This window comes from Streptomyces lavendulae subsp. lavendulae (assembly GCF_002803845.1).
Classification (GTDB): Bacteria; Actinomycetota; Actinomycetes; order Streptomycetales; family Streptomycetaceae; genus Streptomyces; species Streptomyces lavendulae.
Genome location: NZ_CP024985.1, coordinates 3331226 through 3349695, shown reverse-complemented (window position 1 = coordinate 3349695; position 18470 = coordinate 3331226). Strand labels below are relative to the sequence as shown.

Below are 18470 nucleotides of genomic sequence, written 5' to 3'. Positions count from 1 at the left end.
GGGCCTTACGTGTCCTCCAGCAAAGGCGCAGCAGGATGAGCCGCTGGTGACGAATCTGGTGGCCGCCTGCTCTCAGCTCGCAAAGGCATGTGCGCGGTAGGCCGATCACGTGGAGGCTGCCAAGGCGAAGATCCAAGACCGCAAAAACAGCCTGTTCGAAGTGGACATGCCTTGGGACACGCCCATGTTCGGAGCCAACGGCTACGACGGTGGACCGCACAACGCGGTGCTTGGCGACTCCTGGATACACGACCTGGGCGAGGTCGCGCACGCGCTCGACTCCTCTGCTGCACGAGTCGCTCTTCCCGACGCGGAGGGTCATCCCCCGGCCTCCCCGGGGTGCCGTTCCTGCCCCCGCTCATCCGCATGCCCGTACCCGTGCCGATCAGGCTCGCGTCGTACGCGGGCACTCCTGCCATTCTGCCGATGGTCAACTCTGTCGACCCCGGCATCCCGTTCGCTGACCCCATTGCCCCGGTTCCTGGTATACGAAGCTGCTCACGGCCCCTGAGCAGCAGCAGTTCCATATGTGGATGAACTCGCTGACCCCTGGTGGCTTCGCCGGAGGCGGCGGAGCGAACGACCCGGATAACGCCTACCAGCTACGCGTTTCCGGGTACCCGGAACGGGAAGTGCCGCTCGCCGGGAAGAACCGTGGGCTCATGGTGGACGGCATACGGCCCGACGACGGGTACCTCGTCGAGGCGAAGCACGTGCGGGACCCCGACTGCAAGAAGAAGAGCTTCCGGTCCCTTGACCGCCTGGAAGAGACGCTGGTCAAGCCCGTCAAGGTGGACTCGCACGGAAAGATCGCTTGGGATCCTGTCATCGACTCCATGTACGCGGGTGATGAGAAGGAGCTCGTCCGATACAAGGACGCGATGGCGAACCCCGCGAACAGTGAGATACGTGGACTGGAGATCGTCACGAACGGCAAGGACAACGCAGCCTAGTGGCAGTCCATGATGGCGATGTCGGGTACGCCGGGCTCGACGCGATACGTGCCGTGAGACAGAGGAAGACCGTGCCCACTGAACGGAACATCCGCACCAATTTCGCCTTCTACCCGCCCCAGGGCGATGGTGGAGCCTGGCGCGCAACGGTCGAAGCTTTGGAGAGGGCTCTGCGGGAGGCATTTCCCGAGCCGACTGTGGAGTATCGGATCTCGGGGATCCACAACGTCCCGGTTCTCGATTTCGAGATCGAGCTGGCTCCGGGTGTGTGGATTGACGGGACAGCGGCGCTGCCGAAGCCTGACTATGCCTACATCGCCCTGACCGACGTGACCGCGGGCGAAGCTGCTGTCTTCGCGCGGTGGCTCCGGGACTTCTTCGTGCCCGCACCGGACCTGGTCTGGTTCGCGAGCAGCCTCGCCATGGCGAACGGCGAGCAGGACCCGTGGCCACTGCCGGCTGAGGGGGGAGATGATGAGCTCGCGGTGGAACTCCGCAGGCACCTCGACTCCGTCGACACCCCGTAGGTCAGTCCGCAGACAGTCCGCAGGACACCCGTAAGCATCCATCGGAAGCCAACGCAGCCGAACGGAGAAATCCCTGGTCAGAGGCTCGGTTGGGGCTCCGTCGCAGGTCAGGGTCGGGGTTCAGGCATTCCGCTTCAATGTATAGGCCACGCATCATCGCGGATGGGGCTGTTTAGCAAACTGCCAGGTCAGGTGGGGTCGTTCTGCTTCCGGGGCGGCCCCATTCGCGTATGGCTGGCTGGATGTTGGCTGGGCCGGGCTGAATGGCGAGTCAGGTGGGCCGTACTTTTATGAAGCGGTCGAACTGCCCGGCCTGGACGCCGAGCGCGAAGGCATCCCACTTGGTGTGTGTCGTGGTGACGACGATGTCAGGCGCGGATGTCTCGCGCAGGTGCACCAACTCGGCGTCGCCGAAGGTGATTTCGATCCAGGGGCCAGGCCCGGCGGCGTCGTCCGGGGCGGCTCGTGGTCAGGCGAGGTCGCCGGGAATGTCGGCCGAGGTGGGGTCAGCCACGGTGCGGGGCCTTCTGCTTTACGTGGGTGAGGAGGGCGGCGAAGGCGTCGAGGGCGGCGGTGAGTATGGCTGCGTTGGGGGCGCCGGATTCGGTTACGTGGAAGCGGGCGGCGGTGGTGGCGACGTGTAGGCACGATTCGCCCTCGCCGCAGTAGATGGACTTCTGCCAGTTGTCGAGCTCGGGCACGGGGCCGTGGATGTAGTAGATGGGCTGTCCCGATCCGGGATGGCCTCCGGCGTCGAACGGGATGACGTAGATCGAGACGCTGGGGTGTTCGCTGAGCTTGAGCAGGTTGTCGGCGGGTGACGGTGCGCCCGGCATGCTGTGCGGCGCGATCTGTCATCGGCAACTGGATGCGACTTCGGCTCGCCATGCGCCACGACCGTGCTCCCGGAGGTACGGCCCACACTGCACTGTCGGATCCGTCATCAGCCCTCCGCTCCCGCGCTTCCGGAGCCGTGGATGTTGGAGGACGCGCGAATTGCTGGGGCCGCTCGGCCGCAGAACGAGTCCTCGGTAGGAGCCGACGACCAGGGCTGGTCGTTCCGAACGCCTTGTGACATGCGGAGGTTCGTCAGTCGTGGCGGTGTCGACGCGTCTGTCGAAGACCGGACAATCTGACGTACGGTCACCAGGACAGCGGGCCGCCGGATATCTGGCTGATGGCCGGCGGCCCGCTGACGGCGTGGGCCTGCTGCCAAGCGCTGGCGGTGTGGGTTCCTCTGCGTGCAGGGAGAGGTAGCGATCGTCCGTGCGTGGATCGTCGTCTCGCCGTGTAGTGAATGGCAGTGACCCCTCGGGGTGCTCGCCGTGAGCGTCCGTGGTCCAGCGCAGAAGAGCCCGACATCCGTGTTTGTTAACCGGGTAGGTGGCTACAGACTCTGCAGCCACCAGACGGTCGCCGTCACCATGACAGCGCCTGCGGTGTACGCCGCCCCGCGGACGGATGCGAACAGCGCGGTACGGATCAGCCGCTCGAAGGTGGACTTCTCGGAAGTGGACTTCTTCGACATGCTTTCGAGATCCTTCTGGTCGTGCACCCTTGGCTGGGCGCCCTGCACCTAGAGTCGCCGCTCCCTGACGGGCCAGGATGCGTGAGGCCGCCTTTCGACGCTTTGGGGCGCCCGAGCACACGTTTGGACGTCGTGCGAGTATTGCTGGACGTTTCTGGACGGTGCCGGACGGTCGGGGGTAAGTCGTGGCTAGGGCCTTGCAGAAGCCGGAACTTCGCCCGGGTGCCCTCAGGGAACTTAACGAAGCTCTACACGAACTGCACTTGCTGGCTGGGTGGCCTAGTTCTCCGGAGATGGCGCGACTGCCAGCCACCTACTCCAAGAGCGCCATCCATGCCGCCTTCCGCAGGCCGGACCTGCCCGCGCTGGAACTCGTTCGCCAGCTAGCACACCAACTTGCCGGTCTGGCTGGTCGGAACCCGGAAGAAGTGGTGTCTCGGTTCCACGAGTTGTGGGTTTCTGCTGCCCGGGAGCATGCCGTTGTGAGGGGCGGCGAAGAGCAGCCGCTTGAGGCAACGCCCGGGGGCGCACCACCTGGAGCGTGGGAGCCTCATGGCTGGGATGGTTCATGGGTGCTGCTGTCTCGAAGGGGCAGCCCGCAGGATGACTCTGACGCAGTGACGGCTACCTCAGGGCGCGATGGTGCAGTTTGGCTTGATATTGCAGAGTTGGCTATAGCTGCTGTACTTTTGTCCCTTTTTCCCGTAAAGACCAAGGCGTACGAGTTCTTGCACAGCGCAAAGTTGCCCGAAGAGATTTATGTCGGAGGTGCTCCGGAAGCGATTGGCTACTGGGTTGGAATAGTGGAGCACGTCCGCAGCGAATCCTCCCTGGAAGGCCTAAGGGAGCTGATTAAATCAGCGGAGGCGGTCTGCGGCGGAGGTCCGCGCGAGCTGCGAATACTCCTCGGCGCACTCGGTGAGGGTTTTCAGCCCTGTTCCTCGATCGTGGATGCACAGGAATCTGGTCTGCAGGTTTAGGCGGCCACATCACCAGATCGGGGTGATGGTTCCCGGAAGGCCGACGGAAGCAGATCGCGGCGCCAAAACTAGTGGCGCCGCGAGGCTGTTACAGCGGCAGCGTGCCTTGATCAGGGCCGGGCAACCCTAGGCCCTCTAGGTACTTGATGCGAGCGTTGATCGCTGCCGAGAAGTGGCGCCAGTCCAGGCTTGTGACAAGCTCGATAGGCTTCGTATCCTCCTTCGAGGACGTGATATAGCAGACAGAGTCGTAAAGTCCCTCGTCCATCAGGCGCTCGCAGAAGATGGCGAACCTGTCTTGATAGGACTTCCCCAGCCAAATCCGCTCGACTGGGAAGGGGCCCTTCCGGACCGACACTGGACTGCGGGACTTGGGGTGATCTTCCATTATGAAGAAATACCCGAGCCACGGCTTCTCGCCGGGGAAAGCATCGGCGAGTGCAGCACGTCGCAGGTCCATGGCGCTGCCTAGTGCTTCCTCGACCCGGTTGTTGTAGTTGTTTCCGAACGAAGGCCCACCCAGGGCCTTGAGCTCGAAGGCGGCAACCAAGGTGTTGCCACGGGTCACTACGAGGTCCCACTGCTTTTGGGGCCGGTAGTACCCAGGAAGCTCCAGTCCTTGCTGCTTGTTTACCCGAATATCTTCCGGTGCGTAGCCGGCATCGAGGAAGAATTTGGCAAGCAGTGCAGCAATGTGGTCGAAGTGCTTTCCTCCTCGTACTGAGCCAGCCGTTCCCGCTCCCACGGCGTCCTTGATGATGGAGAGCTCGCGCTGAGTGTTCTTAGCGTCCCAGTACGCAGCTATGGCGTCCTCGAAGTCTTGGCGGGTAACCGTCAAGATCCGTTCCTTTCTAGTCGGGTAGTTCGGCGAGTCCATAGACACGCAGAGCTGCTTCAGTGGCAGCCTGCACATCGCGCTTGTCGAAAGCTTCCCTGAGTGCGACCTGGTCGCTCTCGCTGATCGCCTGCGGATCGGGCACGCGGATCTTGCGGAGGTACTGCGCCTGGAAGCGGATCGTTCCCCCTCGCATCTTGACCGCGTACGCCTCTACGAAAGCCTCGGCGACTTTCGACAGCAACAGGCCGCCGAGAACGCGCATGTCCCAGTCTTCCGAGACGATGAAGTACAGGTTGTGGTGAGGGTACAGTCCGCCCTCATCGAGGACCGGATGGATCGTCAGCTTCATGTCCGGAAGCAGCAGCTTCGGCCGACCAGTCAGACGGTGATCGACCTTGTCGATCGTCTTGTACCAGCGATCAGGCTGCTTGGTCGCGATGTAGCGCTTTCTTAGTGCGGCCCCATGCTCCTCGAAGTACGAGGCTAGGCGGGGATACGCGGCAAGATCGACGAGGCGGCCCTCGGCTGTCCATGGGTTGACCAGATATGTGCCGTGCCAGTCAAGGGAGCCGCTGGCCGTATCGCGGACCATGGCCATGGGGAGGAGTCGGTCGCCCTCGACGAGTCGCTTGTCTTCCGTGAGGAAGACCTTGTCGGCGCCGGTGGCAACGCCGATGCCGACCCGAGTGCCCGTCTCGTCATCTTCCAGCAGCCGGAAGCGTTCGGTGAGTTCCTCGAGTACCGCCAGCCTGGCGGGGGAAGCGGCTGGCCAGGAATCCTCATCCGGGAACCAGTTAGGCATGCGGGCTGCTTGGAATGCCGTTGTGGTGATCGACTCCGGGGAGTCCTGTGCATACCAGGACACAAAGCCTCGGGCCTGCGCGCTGCCGAACTCCCTGGTGGTGTCTGCTGCCACTGCGCTGCCCTGAGCCTGGTTGGAGATGATCGTGATGGCCGGGTAGGCCGAAACCTGATCATCGAAGGCGTCTACGTCATGCATGACAAGCGCCACGTCCATGCAGAAGCGGCTGCTTACCATCTGCCGGAGTCGACGACCGTACTGGTTCCGCATCCAGCGGTCCGCACAGATGAAGCCGAGCCGTCCCCCTGGGGTGAGGCTCCGTAGCGCTACTTCGTAGAAGCCGATGTAGATATCTGCCCGGCCACCCATCGTGGAGCAGGCTTGACGGTATGCAGCCATCCGGGCATCGGGAACGTCTTCGAGACGAATGTATGGAGGGTTGCCGACCACGTAGTCAGCTCGATGGCCAGCGTCGGCTTGCAGTAGGTAGTCACCTTGCTCGACCCAGGCTGCCGCCACCTGTCTCGACTCCTCTGCCGACCATCCCTCGGCCACCAGCTGCGCCTCGACAGTCGCGCGGCTCCGCAACACGTGGCGGTCCAGCAGGTCCAGGGCGCGGACTGCGGAGAGTGAATCCGTGATGGGGCGGTTGTGCGCGCGGCAGGACGAACTGATCCTCGAAGCGATCGCGACCAGGAATGCGCCAGCGCCACAGGCGGGCTCGACAATCCTTACCTCGGTGAGGTCCTTGTCCGGGGTGTAGCCGAGGAGGTCGAGGACGAGGTCGACCACCCAGCGTCGCGTGAAGACCTCACCGTGTTCCACAGCCTCCACAGGGAGGCTGGGAAGCTTGTGCGGGTCGGTGTCGATGAACGGAGGAGTGGCCACGTTCCGACCCTACTAGGGAGGTTTCCGGCCGCAGATCCGGTCGTGGCAGTCGTAGGCCGTGATCTTCGTGGTGGAACCAGTTTTTTTGGAGTACAGAGCGGCGTTCCCTGTCAGCCGGTACTAGCACCGGGTGTGCGGGGTGGCCACCACCAGGACCGGTAGTCGGCTGGCACGGGCTGTGGGTGGGCCTCTTGCCGCTCGACTCATCCGCAGCCCGAGTCACGCTCCCCGACTCAGCAGGTCCTGCGGCCCCCGGACTCCCCGGCATCCCGTTTGCTGATCCCCTTGCTCCGGTTCCGGGTACTACGAAGCTGCTCACTCCCTCTGAGCAGCAGCGCTTCCGTACGTGGATGAACTCGCTCACGCCTGGTGGTTTCGCTGGCGGTGGAGGACCGAGCGATCCGGACAACGCCTACCAAGTGCGTACTTCCGGGTACCCGGAATGGGAGGTGCCACTGGTCGGGAAGAACCGTGGACCGACGTTGAATCAGGCGGTCGGCCCGGCCCTACTCGGTAGACCGTTCGAGCATCGGCTCGAAGGCGGACTCCTCCTCATCGGGAACGTGCGGGAGGAATCCGTCGGGGACGGTGCGGGCGGCGGTGGTGCGCAGGCGGTCCAGGACTTCCCGGTCGGTGGCCGCGGGAAGCCGAAGCGCGGCGAGGAGACGGTCGCGGACGGCGGGGTGGTCCGGGTGGTTGTCGAGGTAGTCGGCGTTGAGGGCCGGAGGGCGGAAGCCGGCCAGGGCGTCGTGCCAGGGCGGCAGGACGATGGTGAGGGTCAGGGCCTCGGCGAGGCACTCGGCGATGAGGGAGGCCCGGCCCTCGGAGTCGGTGTAGAGGACGGGGCGGGGGCCGGCTGGGACGGCCGGGCCGCACAGGTAGTGGGTGCCGCCCGCGTTGCAGCCGGCGACGGGCTCCACCGGGAGACCGTTGGGCAGGGCGATCGACTCGATCGGGTCGGTGCGGGCCAAGTCGAACTCGCCGTCGCGGGACAGGTACGAGGAGACCTCGGGATGTGCCGCGATTCTGCGGAGCAGTGCGCTGTCCGAGAGGGCGGCCGGGTTGAGGGCCCGGGCGATCGCTGGGGTGAGGGGGCGTCCGGCGAGGACGTGGCGGATGGCATCGAGGGGGACGGGTCGCTCGTAGTAGTCCTCGAAGTGGGCCTGGACGGCCTCGGGGGAGCGGTCTGTGAGGAGATGGAAGAGGAAGCCTGAGCCGTCCGGGTCCTCGCTGCCGGCGGGGAAGGGGATGGTCGGGCCGGTGCGCCAGGCGGTGTCGCAGGTCTCCCGCCACAGGCATGCGGTGACCCGAGGCGTATCGATCCCTTCATCACGGAAGGCGGGCTCGTCCAGCATCGGGCGCAGTGTGGCGGGCACGTCGTCGATGACACCGGGCCAGACCTGCTCGTCGTCCGTCCCGTACGGGCTCATCGCCGACTCGTGGTCGAAGCCGCGTATGAGCACGCCGGCCGGGGTGAAGAGGACGGAGAAGTCGTCCCCCGAACCGTTCTCCATCAGGGCCGCCTCCACGCCGGGGCTCCAGGTGTTGTCGAAGGTGTACTGGGAGAACCGTGGATCGTCCCCGATCGTGGCGTCCAGGACGGCCAGTGCGCGCAGATGGGCACGGAGTTGGGGCGGGTCAGGGAGAAGGGCGGCGGTCTCGTACACAGTGCTCATGGCGGCATGGAAGCAGCAGCCACTGACAGTCCGACGCGGCCGGACCGAACTGTGGTGCAGTCGCCTCCTGCGGATTCCGACGGGCTGCGCGCGCTGCTGGCGCAGGATCAGGTGTCGTAAACGGTGGAGCGGTGTCCGACGTGAACCACCCAGACCACCAGCTCGCCGTTGTCGATGGTGTAGAGGACGCGATAGTCGCCCACTCGTAGGCGACGACGTTCGGGCTGGGACACGAGTGCGGTGGTGTTGAAGCCGAGGGGGTCGCTCTCCAGCTCGGTCAGCTTGGCGAGGATGCGCAGTGCCATGTCGCGAGGGATCTTCCGAAGCTCGGCCTGCGCCTCGGGTCGGAAGACGGTGCGGTACTCACTCACCGCGCGCCAGCGTCTCCCTCATGATGTCCTCGATCGGGATGCCGGGAGCCGGGTTGGCCATGCGCTCGTCGATGATCCGGTTGATCTCGCGCTCTTCCCATTCCTGGTACTTGCGCAGCACCTCGATAGAGACGACAGCGGCGACTTCCTTACCTCGGCGGGTGATGACTGTGGGTACGTCGTCACGGTCAGCGCGCTCCACTACTTCCGCCAGGTGGGCGCGCACGTCGCGGATGGACTCTATGGGCAGCGGCTGCGTCATGCGCTCAAGCGTACCGAGTGTGCCATGTGTACACCACTTCTTCGGTGCTGGAAGCCGCACCGTGCTGGATGCGTGCTGGATGGCACTTCCAGAACCGTGTTTTCGCAGGTGGGAGCGCTGCGCTGAGCGGTCCGCTTCAACGTGTGGCCAGCTGGGTACCGGAACGCAGATGATCTAGCAAACATGCAGGTCGAAGGGGTTCGGCTCTTCGGAGTCGGACCCCTGACTGTTTCCCGCGCTGGGATGGTGCCGGGAAATGTGACCCCGCGCCACCCCTCATCGCCCCTGCTCACTCACTTGGTGACGGACGAGGAGATCGTCGTCCTTGCGGGCTCGATACCACTACTGACCGCTCAGGCGGTGTGGGCGCGGCCGGGCTCCTCACTGAACGTGCAGACCGGAAGGGGCCGGACTCACCCGAGTCCGGCCCCTTCCGCATGCCCCTGCCGACTGTCAGATGCTGCGGGGCGGCGTCAGCTTGTCGAGGTCCAGGCTGACCTCGAAGGGCACCGGGCGCTGGAGGGTGCCCCGGAAGATCCCGGCGGGCGCGTAGGCGCCGGTCGGTTCGTCGAGCTCGTAGACGTGGACGACGGGTGCCCCGTCCTCGTCCTCGATGCACCAGTAGTGCGGGATGCCGGCCTCTTCCGCGAACCAGCCTTCCGCGCGCGGCGGGCGCATCCAGTCGGGCAGTGCGGTCATGGCTTCACGGTAGCGGGCCACAGCCCACGCCGGAGGGGCAATGACGTCGGCCGGAGGATTCCCGGCGAACATCCGCACCGTGCCCGGCATTCGGGCATGGGCCATCACCGGTCCGTCCGGCGCTGCTGTCGAGCGCTCAGCCCGGCGGTGTCCGGATGGCGCGGCGGGTGGCGGAGCGGAGGACGAAGGCCATCACCACTTCGAAGACGCCGAGCAGGACGAGCCAGAGGCCCAGCAGGCGGGTCAGGGCGACCGCGGAGTTCACCGGGAAGCAGAGCACGACGATTCCGGCGATGACGCCGAGGGCGCCCAGGCCGAGGAGCATGCCGCGGTGCACGAGCGTGCGGTCGGCGATCGCGGCGTACGCCGTGAGGACTCCGCTCAGGAGCCAGAACACCCCGAGGATCAGGGACAGCGCGCCGATCGTCTGCATCGGGTGCCGCAGCACCAAGACGCCCGCCAGGAACGCCAGCATGGCGATCAGGACGCCCGCCAGCCGGCTGCCGCCCCGGTCGCCGCTGTGGGAGAAGGCCGAGACGAAGCGGAAGCCGCCCGCCACCAGGAGCTGCAGGCCGATGATCACGGCCAGGACGTGCAGGGTCTCGTCGGGCCAGACGAGGATCAGGATGCCCGGGATCAGGGTCGCGAGGGCGAATCCGAGTGCCCAGCGCCATGAGCTTCCGAGTTGCTTGAGGACGTCCTCGGGGTCGCTGTGCACGTACTGGGTCGCCGGGTCGGGGGATACGGTCATCACGCCTCCTGAGCCGGCCGGGCAGCCCGTGGGGACGCCCTGGAGCCGCCGGACATGCCGTGACTGCTTTTAGGTCAGTTTAGGCCGTTCCGGGTAGCTGTCGCATTGTCCGCCCGGCCCGCCGGGGCCCCGGTCAGAGGCCCCGCACGGCGGCGATCGTGAAGGTGGTCGGTGTGCCGCCGGAGGGGTTCATGGGGCCGCCCCGGTCGAACTGGGAGCGGACCACCAGGATGCGGCCCCGGGTGCGGGTGAGGGTGGTGGGGACCTGGAGCGAGGGGTCCGTCAGGGTGTGGATCAGGCGGGCGCGGGTGCCGTCTGCCCCGAGCTGCCAGCGGGTCAGGGTGTTGGGGAGGTTGTGGGCCACGCGCAGGGTGCCGTCGGGGGAGAGGTCGAGGCCGTCGGCGGCCTTGAGGTCGCCGCCGGTCAGCGCGACGCGGCTGATGGCGCCGGTGCGCAGGTCCACGCGGTGGAGGTCGCCCGCGGTCATGTCGACGGCCAGCAGGTAGCGGCCCGCCGGGTCGGAGACGATGCCGTTGAGGGCGAAGCTGCCGGCGGGTGCCGGGGTGAGGTGCCCGGTCAGGTCGTGGGCGACGGTCAGGGCGCCGGAGCCCGCGCGCAGCTGGGCCGGGGTGACCCGGTAGATCACCGGGCGGGCGCTGTCGGTGAGGTAGGCCGTGCCGTCCGGGGTGATGGTGAGGTCGTTGATGAAGCGCGGGCCGGTGCCCGGGACCTCGAAGTGGGCCAGGCGCGCTCCGGTGCGGGTGTCGTACACCGCGACCCCGGTGGTGGAGTCGGTGACCCAGAGCCGGCCCCGGGCGTCGACGCGCAGGCCGTTCGCCGTGTGCCGGCCGTCGGCGCCGGCGGGGAGGAAGACCTCGGCGGTGCGGACGCCGGGCCGGGCGCGGTAGACGGTGCCGTCCGCGTACGAGCCGACGTAGACGGTGCCCGTACGGGGGTCGGAGGCGATGCCCTCCGGGTAGACCTTCGCCCCGGGCAGGGTGAACGCCGTCGAGATCCGGGGAACGGGCGACGGGGGAGCCGACGGGGGAGCCGGCGCGGGAGCGGCGGCGGCGGGAGCGGCGGCGGCCGCCGTGAAGGCGGCCGACAAGGCAAGGGTTGCGGCCAGGAGCTTCGACAGCTTGGGCATGAGTGAGTCCTTCTTGTTGATTGTGCCCGAAGAGTAATTAGAGTTCTAATGATTGGCAAGGGTCGTAGGATTCGGCCATGACGTCCATGCCCCCCGAGGAGCGGATCGGCTCGCACATCAAGCGCGCCGAGCAGGCCCTCCTCGCGGCGAAGAACACCGCGTGCAAGCCGGCCGCCGTGACGGTGCCGCAGTACGCGGCCCTGCTCTGGCTCGCCGAGAAGCCCGGCATCTCCGCCGCCGCCCTCTCCCGGCTCTGCGGGGTCACGCCGCCGACGATGAACACGGTCCTGAAGAACCTCCAGGAGCGCGGGTTGATCGACCGGACTCCCCACGAGTGGCACCGCAACGTGCTGGAGACCCGGCTCACCGAGGAGGGGCGCGCCGTGATGGAGCGGGCGGACGCGGGTGCGGTCCGGGTCGAGCGGGCGCTCGCCGCGGCCCTCTCCGCCGAGGACCGGGAGCGGCTCGTGGAGCTGCTCGGGCGCTGCGCCGAGGTGCTCGACACCCTGAAGTGACCGGAGGGCCCGGTGTCGGTCATCGGGAGTTCCGCTCGTTTTTTGCGCGGATTCGGAACTTTCCAGGACACTCGCACATCAGGACCAGTGGATGTGTGTCCCACCGTGTCCAGCCGTTCTGCCCCGCCCGGGGCAGTCCCGACCGTTCGGAGCGAAGTCCGTGCACGAGTACCCGCAGCAGCCGTCCGGCGCCGACCCCGAGCCGGGGACGGGCCGGGGCCGGTCCCGGCGCGCGATCTGGATCGGCGCGGGCGTGGCCGTAGCGCTGCTCCTCGGCGGCGGGGGTTTCGCCGCCTGGAAGAACGAGTGGTTCTCCGGCAACGGCGAGGCCGTCAGCTTCGGCCCGGCGGCCGACCGGGCCGCCCGGCAGTCCGGCGCGCCCGGCGGCTCCGGCGGTTCCGGGCAGCAGTCCCCGAGCGCCCCGGCGGCCCCGCCCAAGCCCACCGGCGACCCGGACGTGCTGCTGCCGTCCGGCCCGAAGTCCGACTTCAAGCAGACCGCCAAGCTCGACGACGGCACCGTCATAGCCAAGACCCGCCTGGCGGGCGCCAAGTCCGGCTTCGAGGGTGACGTCTGGGTGTGGGCCCCCAAGGAGTACGACGACCCGAAGTACGCCAAGAGCGCCTTCCCGGTCCTGATCGCGCTCCCCGGCGGCAACGGCTTCCCGACGAACTACTGGGCCGACCGCAGCCTCGGCCTCCAGAAGGCCATAACCGAGGGCGTCCAGGCCGGGACCAGCCTGCCGTTCATCCTGATCATGCCGGTGCTCAACCCGGACAACAAGTATTACTACGACGGGGCCGACATACCCGGCCAGCCCAAGATGGGCACCTGGATCGCCGAGGACGTCCCCGACTTCGCCCGCGCGAACTTCCGTACGTACAAGTCCCGCGACGGCTGGGCCTTCATGGGCTCCTCCTCCGGCGCCTTCGTCGGCATGAAGACCGTCCTGCAGTACCCGGACCGCTTCAAGGCCGTCATCGCCAGCGGCGGCGAGATCACCCCGGACTCCCCGCTCTGGAAGGGCCACCAGGCCGAGATGGACGCGAACAACCCGGAGAAGCTCGCCCAGAAGCTGATCGACTCGGGTGGCCCCGAGGTCTACATCAACTTCCAGGTCGGCACCAAGGAGACCGGCAAGGACCGGATGTCGAAGTTCGTGCGCGACTACGGCAAGGGCCCCGTCAAGACCACCATCCGCGACATCCAGAACGGCGAGCACAACGGCTGGCACTACGTGCGCGGCATGAAGGAAGGCTCGCTGGAGTGGGTCAGCAAGGTGCTGAAGGGCCCGAAGCCCGAGGCCGGCTGACCCGTCCCACCCGAACGCCCGTCCACCACGTGGCCCTCGCCACGTCGCACCGGTCCCAGGCAACCCCTACGGTCGTTCACACCTCTGTACAGGTGTGTAAGGGGGACCTATCGGTCCGACCCGCGCCCAACCAGGGCGCCGGAGAAGGAACGGGAACAAATCCGTGCAGTATGACCATCAAGGCGACGGCGGCCCCACGACCAAGGGCGGCCGTCGCCCCCAGCGCCTGCGCCGGGCCCTCATCGGCGGTGCGGTCGCGCTCGCCCTCGCCGTCGGGGGCGGCGCGGCGTACGCCTTCGGGCTCTTCTCGGACCTGGGCGACCCGGTGTCCTTCGGGAAGATCCAGGAGTCGGCCGCGGCCGAGGACATCCGGGAGGGGGTGCTGATGCCGACCGGCCCCAAGGCCACGTTCGTGCGCACCAGCAGGCTGCCGGACGGCACGCAGATCGGCATGACCACCCTGACCGGGGCGAAGTCGGGCTTCACCGGCGACGTGTGGGTGTGGGCGCCCAAGGAGTACGACGACCCGCGCTACGCCAAGAGCGGCTTCCCCGTGCTGATCTCCCTGCCGGGCGGGCGCGGCTACCCCAAGAACTACTGGGGCACCGGCCCGGGGCTCGGCCTCCAGCAGGCCGTGATCGACGGGGTCAAGGCCGGCACCAGCCTGCCCTTCATCCTGATCATGCCGGTGATCAACGCCGACACCAAGCACCACTTCGACGGCTCCGACATCCCGGGAGAGCCCAAGATGGGCACCTGGATGGCCGAGGACATCCCCGATTTCACGAAGGCCAATTTCCGCACCTTCACCTCCCGCGACGGCTGGGCCTTCATGGGCTCCTCCTCGGGCGGCTTCGGCGCCTTCAAGGACGTGCTCAAGTACCCCGAACGCTTCAAGGCGGTCATCGCCAGCGGGGTCGACATCGTCCCCGATTCCCCGCTGTGGAAGGGGAACCGGCAGGCCATGGACGCGAACAACCCCGAGAAGCTCGCCGAGAAGCTGATCAGGGAGGGCGGCCCGGACGTGTACGTGAACTTCCAGATCGGGACCAAGGAGAGCGGCCGGGAACTGGCCGAGGGCTTCATGCGCACCTACGGGAAGGGCCCCGTGCACACCCGCCTCCAGGTGATCCAGGATGGTGAGCACAATGGGAAGTCGTACGTACGTGGCATGAGGGAGGGCTCCCTGGCGTGGATCAGCAAGGTGATGCAGGGACCTACGCCCGATCCCGCCGTGCGATGAGCCCGGTGGTGAAGGGGGCGTCGGCGGCCGCCGCGGCCGGGATCGCGGCGCTGTGCGCCGTCGTGTTCCTCAAGGCGTCGGGCGACCAGTCCGTGCATCCCTTCCCCACCGTCGGCGTGCTCATGGCCAACGGGGAGCACTGGTGCACGGCGAGCGTGGTCGACAGCCCCCGGGGCAACGTCGTGGCGACCGCGGCGCACTGCGTCGCCCCCGCCGGGGAGGACGGGCACCCCGGAGAGGTGGCCCACGACGGCCTCGCCATCGGCGAGCTCTCCTTCGCCCCCGCCTTCTCCGGGGAGGGCGCGGGCACCCAGCCCCTCGGGGTGTGGAAGGTCCGTTCGATCCACGTGGACGACCGCTGGACGAAGTGGGGCGACGAGACCGCCGACTTCGCCTTCCTCACCATCGAGCCCGACGGGGACGGCCGGAGCCTGCAGCAGCGGGTCGGCGCGGGCGAGGCGCCGAAACCCGACTGGACCTCCGGGTACGAGCGGGACGTCACCGTGATCGGCTACCCGGAGTCGGAGCACAACCCGCAGAACAAGCCCGTCTCCTGCACCACCCAGACCCGGCACGACGCGAACGACCCCGACATGCTGTACATCAGCTGCGCGGGCTTCTGGACGGGCACCAGCGGCAGCCCCTGGATCGCCGACCGGGGCGGCACCGGGCAGCCGGGCCGGCTGATCGGGGTGCTCAGCGGCGGCGACACGGACGTGGACTCCACCGCCGCGCTCTACGACGAGAAGGCCAAGGCCCTCTTCGAGAAGGCGGCCCGCGGCTGACGCGGGTCCCCTCCCGGCCCGCCGCTACCCCGCTACCGCCGCTACCCCCTGCGTTCCGTGCTGACGATCACGACGACCCCCGCCACCACGATCGCCCCGCCGAGCACGATCGGCCAGGTCAGGGCCTCGTCGAGGATCAGCGCACCGAGCGCGACCGCGACGACCGGATTGACGTAGGCGTACGTGGACACCAGCGAGAGCGGCGCCGACCGCAGCAGCCACGTGTACGCGGTGAAACCGACGACCGACCCGATCAGCACGAGGTAGCCCAGCGCCAGCCAGGAGGCGGTGGAGAAGGAGCCCGGGTCGAGGCCGTGCTGCTCCCCGCGCAGCAGCCCCACCAGGATCCCGCCCGTGCCGCCCGCGAGCATCTGGTAGACGCTGCCGGTGAAGGGGTTGCCCGGCGCCGGGAGCTTCGAGCCCGAGAAGGAGCCGAGCGACCACAGTACGGAGGCCGCCAGCACCAGCAGCACCCCCGACAGCCGGACATCACCGCTGAGCCCCGGGCTGGTCAGCACCGCCAGCCCCGCGAACCCCACCAGCACCCCGGCCAGGGTCCGGGCCGGCGGCCGGTCCCCGGTGGCCGCCCGCAGCACCACCAGCCACATCGGCACCGCCGCCACCAGCAGGGCGGCCAGTCCCGACGGCAGCGAGGTCTCGGCCAGCACCACCAGGCCGTTGCCGCCCAGCACCAGCAGCAGGCCCACCAGGAACGCCGAGCCGATCTGCGCGCGCGTCGCCCGCAGCGCGCCCGGCCCGTACGCGCAGGCGACCACGACGGCCAGCACCAGCGCGGCCGCGAGGAAGCGCACCCCGGCGGACAGGAACGGCGGCATGGTCTGCACGACGATCCGGATGCCGAGGTACGTCGAGCCCCAGACGACGTAGACGAGGCCGAGGGCGGTCCACACCGCGCCGGTGATCCGGAGGCGCGGCGCGGTCGCGGGTCTGCCCGTCAGCGGGGCCGGGGTGCTCATGGCCGGATCCTATGGTCGTTGCCCTCTGCACGCTTCCCGGTTTCTCACCCCTTGAGCAGGGCGTTCACCTCGCCGTACGGGAGCGCCCGCGCCAGGGAGCCGTAGGTGCCGCCGGCGAGCAGCTCCTCGGTGGCGCGCCGGACGAGGGCGTACGCGGCCTCCGCCACCCAGGAGCCCAGGCTGACCCGGGCCACGCCGAGGGAGCCGAGCGCGGCCACCGGCGGGGCGCCGGGACCGGCGAGCACGTTGAGCGGGGCGTCGATGCCCTTGGCCAGTTCCGCGAGGACCGCGGGGTCGGTGACGCCGGGGACGAAGATGCCGGAGGCGCCGGCGCCGAGGTAGGCGGCGGCCCGCGCCAGGGTCTCGTCCAGACGGCCCTCCGGTGCGCCCAGCCCGCGCAGGTAGGTGTCCACCCGGGCGTTGACGTACAGCGGGACCCCGGCGGCCTCGGCGGCGGCGCGCGCCGCCGCCAGGCGCTCCGCGTGCTCGGCGGGGCTGCGGTCGCCGTCCTCGATGTTCACGCCGACCGCACCGGCGGCCAGCACCCCGGTGACGGTCTCCCCGACGGCGGCGGCGTCCGCGCCGAAGCCGCCCTCGATGTCGGCGGTGACGGGGACGCGGACGGCTGCGGCGACGCGGGCGATCAGGTCCAGGGCCCGGTCCCGGGCGAGGGCGTCCCCGTCGGGCGCCCCGAGGGACCAGGCGACGCCGGCGCTGGTGGTGGCCACCGCGGGCGCGCCGGCGGCCTCGGCGACGCGGGCGCCGGCGACGTCCCAGACGTTGGCGAGGGCGAGGGGCGCCGCGGGGGTGTGCAGGGCCGCGAACGCGGTGGCCTTCGCGGTGAGGTCAACGGAGTGGGTCATGGCGCCAGTCCACCAGAGCGGCGGCCCCGGGGCTGGCGGATTTCCGACGGGGACCCGGGCCGGGACCTCAGGCCAGGCCCGTCTTCGCCCCCGCGCCGCACAGGGGGAGGACCGCCGTGCGGCCCTGGAGCGGGTCGCCCGGGGCGTCGGGGCCGACCGCGGCCCAGCAGGCCGCCGCCGTCGGCTCGACGAACAGCCCGCGCCGGGCCAGGTCCCGCTGGGCTTCGCGCAGCCGGTCGTCCGGGACCGTCAGGAAGGTTCCGCCGGACTTGCGGACCGCCGCCAGGATCTGCCGGGCCCGCGGCGGCGCCGGGATCGCGATGCCCTCCGCCAGGGTGGGCAGCTGCGCCACCGGCTCCGCGTCCTCCGCGCCCGCCGCGAACGCGGCCGCCAGCGGGGACACCGCCTGCGCCTGCACCGCGATCAGCGCGGGCGCCCGCACCCCGCGCCGGGCCAGCTCCTCCACGGCCAGCGCCGCGCCGAGCAGCAGGGTGCCGTTGCCGACGGGGACGACGAGGGCGTCGGGGAGCCGGCCGCCGAGCGCCTCCCAGATCTCGTAGACGTAGGTCTTCGTCCCGTGCAGGAAGTAGGGGTTGAAGACGTGGCTCGCGTAGAAGACCCCGGGGGCGTCCGCCGCGGCGCGGGCGGCCTCCGCGGTGGCCTCGCGGCCGCCGGGCACGATCCGTACGGCCGCCCCGTGGGCCCGCATCTGTTCCGTCTTCTTCACCGAGGTGCCCTCGGGCACGAAAACTTCACAACTCAGCCCGGCCCGCGCGCAGTACGCCGCCACCGAGGTGCCCGCGTTGCCGCTGCTGTCCGCGATCACCCGCTCGGGGCCCAGTCGCCGGGCCAGTTCGGCGAGCATCACCGCGCCCCGGTCCTTGAAGGACAACGTCGGCATCAGGTAGTCGAGTTTGGCGTGAATCCGCTCCGCGAGCGGGACCATCGGAGTGTGCCCCTCCGCGAGGGAGACGGAGAACGCCCCCGGCAGCGGCAGTGCGGGCGCGTACCGCCACAGGGAAGGGGGCCCGGCCGCCGGTTCCAGGGGGGCGGCCGGATCGGGTGCGAAGTCGAGGTCCCAGGGGCCGCCGCACAGGGGGCAGCACCACGGCGCGGTCCGCACGTCCCCGCGCGTGCCGTCCTCGGGGCAAAGGTAACCAGGGAGTGCGTGCGTCATGTGCGGACCACCTTTGCTCGTTCATGGCCGTCGTATGGCACGGATGTTACGCGTCCGTTGTCCTCTTGTGGGATGGCGCACGGGTGGGTCAACCTTTCGGAGGCGACGGCCCGTTGGGCTCCATGCATTGTCATGCGCATGTCGAAATGACGGCTCGGGCAGGCCCCGCGGATTCC

19 protein-coding genes and 1 pseudogene are annotated in these 18470 nt (G+C 68.7%); 6 read left to right on the top strand and 14 right to left on the bottom strand.

What is annotated here, in order from left to right; translation table 11 throughout:
- Positions 1–533: 533 nt before the first annotated feature.
- Positions 534–953 (top strand): restriction endonuclease fold toxin-2 domain-containing protein, encoded by a 420-nt coding sequence (locus SLAV_RS42400; protein WP_234333403.1) that lies wholly within the window; start codon positions 534–536, stop codon positions 951–953.
- On the top strand, positions 953–1480 hold the full coding sequence (locus SLAV_RS14105) for a hypothetical protein (RefSeq protein ID WP_051840336.1): 528 nt from the start codon (positions 953–955) through the stop codon (positions 1478–1480). Before SLAV_RS42400 ends, SLAV_RS14105 begins: the two co-directional genes overlap by 1 nt.
- Before the next feature lie 271 nt (positions 1481–1751).
- Here the strand turns inward: SLAV_RS14105 and SLAV_RS43645 are convergent, their stop codons facing one another.
- The 11 genes and pseudogenes from SLAV_RS43645 to SLAV_RS14045 form a co-directional block, all read right to left on the bottom strand.
- Positions 1752–1877 (bottom strand): hypothetical protein, encoded by a 126-nt coding sequence (locus tag SLAV_RS43645; protein WP_391383931.1) that lies wholly within the window; start codon positions 1875–1877, stop codon positions 1752–1754.
- A gap of 109 nt (positions 1878–1986) precedes the next feature.
- Positions 1987–2316, bottom strand: coding sequence for a DUF397 domain-containing protein (locus tag SLAV_RS42395; protein WP_234333402.1), 330 nt, complete (start codon positions 2314–2316; stop codon positions 1987–1989).
- Between the two features lie 551 nt (positions 2317–2867).
- The gene (locus tag SLAV_RS14090; protein ID WP_158740469.1) at positions 2868–3008 is read right to left on the bottom strand and encodes a hypothetical protein; all 141 of its coding nucleotides are present in this window, start codon (positions 3006–3008) and stop codon (positions 2868–2870) included.
- 1068 nt (positions 3009–4076) lie between these two features.
- Positions 4077–4826 (bottom strand): PaeR7I family type II restriction endonuclease, encoded by a 750-nt coding sequence (locus SLAV_RS14085; RefSeq protein ID WP_030226176.1) that lies wholly within the window; start codon positions 4824–4826, stop codon positions 4077–4079.
- A gap of 13 nt (positions 4827–4839) precedes the next feature.
- On the bottom strand, positions 4840–6516 hold the full coding sequence (locus tag SLAV_RS14080) for an Eco57I restriction-modification methylase domain-containing protein (RefSeq protein WP_030226173.1): 1677 nt from the start codon (positions 6514–6516) through the stop codon (positions 4840–4842).
- Positions 6517–7022: 506 nt separating this feature from the next.
- Positions 7023–8192: a hypothetical protein gene (locus SLAV_RS14070; protein ID WP_030226170.1), complete on the bottom strand. Its 1170-nt coding sequence runs from the start codon at positions 8190–8192 to the stop codon at positions 7023–7025.
- A 107-nt stretch (positions 8193–8299) separates the two neighbouring features.
- Entirely contained in the window at positions 8300–8563 is a 264-nt protein-coding gene (locus SLAV_RS14065) for a type II toxin-antitoxin system RelE family toxin (protein ID WP_030226168.1), read from the bottom strand.
- Positions 8556–8825, bottom strand: coding sequence for a type II toxin-antitoxin system Phd/YefM family antitoxin (locus tag SLAV_RS14060; protein ID WP_019434848.1), 270 nt, complete (start codon positions 8823–8825; stop codon positions 8556–8558). Before SLAV_RS14060 ends, SLAV_RS14065 begins: the two co-directional genes overlap by 8 nt.
- Positions 8826–9278: 453 nt before the next feature.
- Positions 9279–9467 (bottom strand): annotated as a pseudogene (locus SLAV_RS14055) (Uma2 family endonuclease); the annotation flags it as partial.
- Between the two features lie 193 nt (positions 9468–9660).
- The gene (locus tag SLAV_RS14050) at positions 9661–10275 is read right to left on the bottom strand and encodes an HdeD family acid-resistance protein (RefSeq protein ID WP_051840334.1); all 615 of its coding nucleotides are present in this window, start codon (positions 10273–10275) and stop codon (positions 9661–9663) included.
- A gap of 133 nt (positions 10276–10408) precedes the next feature.
- The gene (locus tag SLAV_RS14045; RefSeq protein ID WP_030226158.1) at positions 10409–11422 is read right to left on the bottom strand and encodes an SMP-30/gluconolactonase/LRE family protein; all 1014 of its coding nucleotides are present in this window, start codon (positions 11420–11422) and stop codon (positions 10409–10411) included.
- Between the two features lie 77 nt (positions 11423–11499).
- Here SLAV_RS14045 and SLAV_RS14040 point away from each other — a divergent pair, with 77 nt between their 5' ends.
- From SLAV_RS14040 to SLAV_RS14025, 4 genes are all read left to right on the top strand, one after another.
- Positions 11500–11937 carry a MarR family winged helix-turn-helix transcriptional regulator gene (locus SLAV_RS14040; RefSeq protein WP_199922123.1) on the top strand — a complete coding sequence of 146 codons (438 nt, stop codon included), beginning with the start codon at positions 11500–11502 and terminating at the stop codon, positions 11935–11937.
- A 160-nt stretch (positions 11938–12097) separates the two neighbouring features.
- A complete protein-coding gene (locus tag SLAV_RS14035) occupies positions 12098–13249 on the top strand; it encodes an alpha/beta hydrolase (RefSeq protein ID WP_030226154.1) in 1152 nt (383 codons plus the stop codon).
- A 163-nt stretch (positions 13250–13412) separates the two neighbouring features.
- Positions 13413–14492 (top strand): alpha/beta hydrolase, encoded by a 1080-nt coding sequence (locus SLAV_RS14030; protein ID WP_030226151.1) that lies wholly within the window; start codon positions 13413–13415, stop codon positions 14490–14492.
- A complete protein-coding gene (locus SLAV_RS14025) occupies positions 14489–15277 on the top strand; it encodes a trypsin-like serine peptidase (protein WP_030226150.1) in 789 nt (262 codons plus the stop codon). Before SLAV_RS14030 ends, SLAV_RS14025 begins: the two co-directional genes overlap by 4 nt.
- 41 nt (positions 15278–15318) lie before the next feature.
- Here the strand turns inward: SLAV_RS14025 and SLAV_RS14020 are convergent, their stop codons facing one another.
- The 3 genes from SLAV_RS14020 to SLAV_RS14010 all read right to left on the bottom strand — a co-directional run bounded on the left by SLAV_RS14020 (position 15319) and on the right by SLAV_RS14010 (position 18294).
- Positions 15319–16254: an EamA family transporter gene (locus SLAV_RS14020; protein ID WP_051840333.1), complete on the bottom strand. Its 936-nt coding sequence runs from the start codon at positions 16252–16254 to the stop codon at positions 15319–15321.
- A 44-nt stretch (positions 16255–16298) separates the two neighbouring features.
- Positions 16299–17117 (bottom strand): isocitrate lyase/PEP mutase family protein, encoded by an 819-nt coding sequence (locus SLAV_RS14015; RefSeq protein WP_030226145.1) that lies wholly within the window; start codon positions 17115–17117, stop codon positions 16299–16301.
- A gap of 67 nt (positions 17118–17184) precedes the next feature.
- Positions 17185–18294: a threonine synthase gene (locus SLAV_RS14010; RefSeq protein WP_030226143.1), complete on the bottom strand. Its 1110-nt coding sequence runs from the start codon at positions 18292–18294 to the stop codon at positions 17185–17187.
- Positions 18295–18470 lie beyond the last annotated feature (176 nt).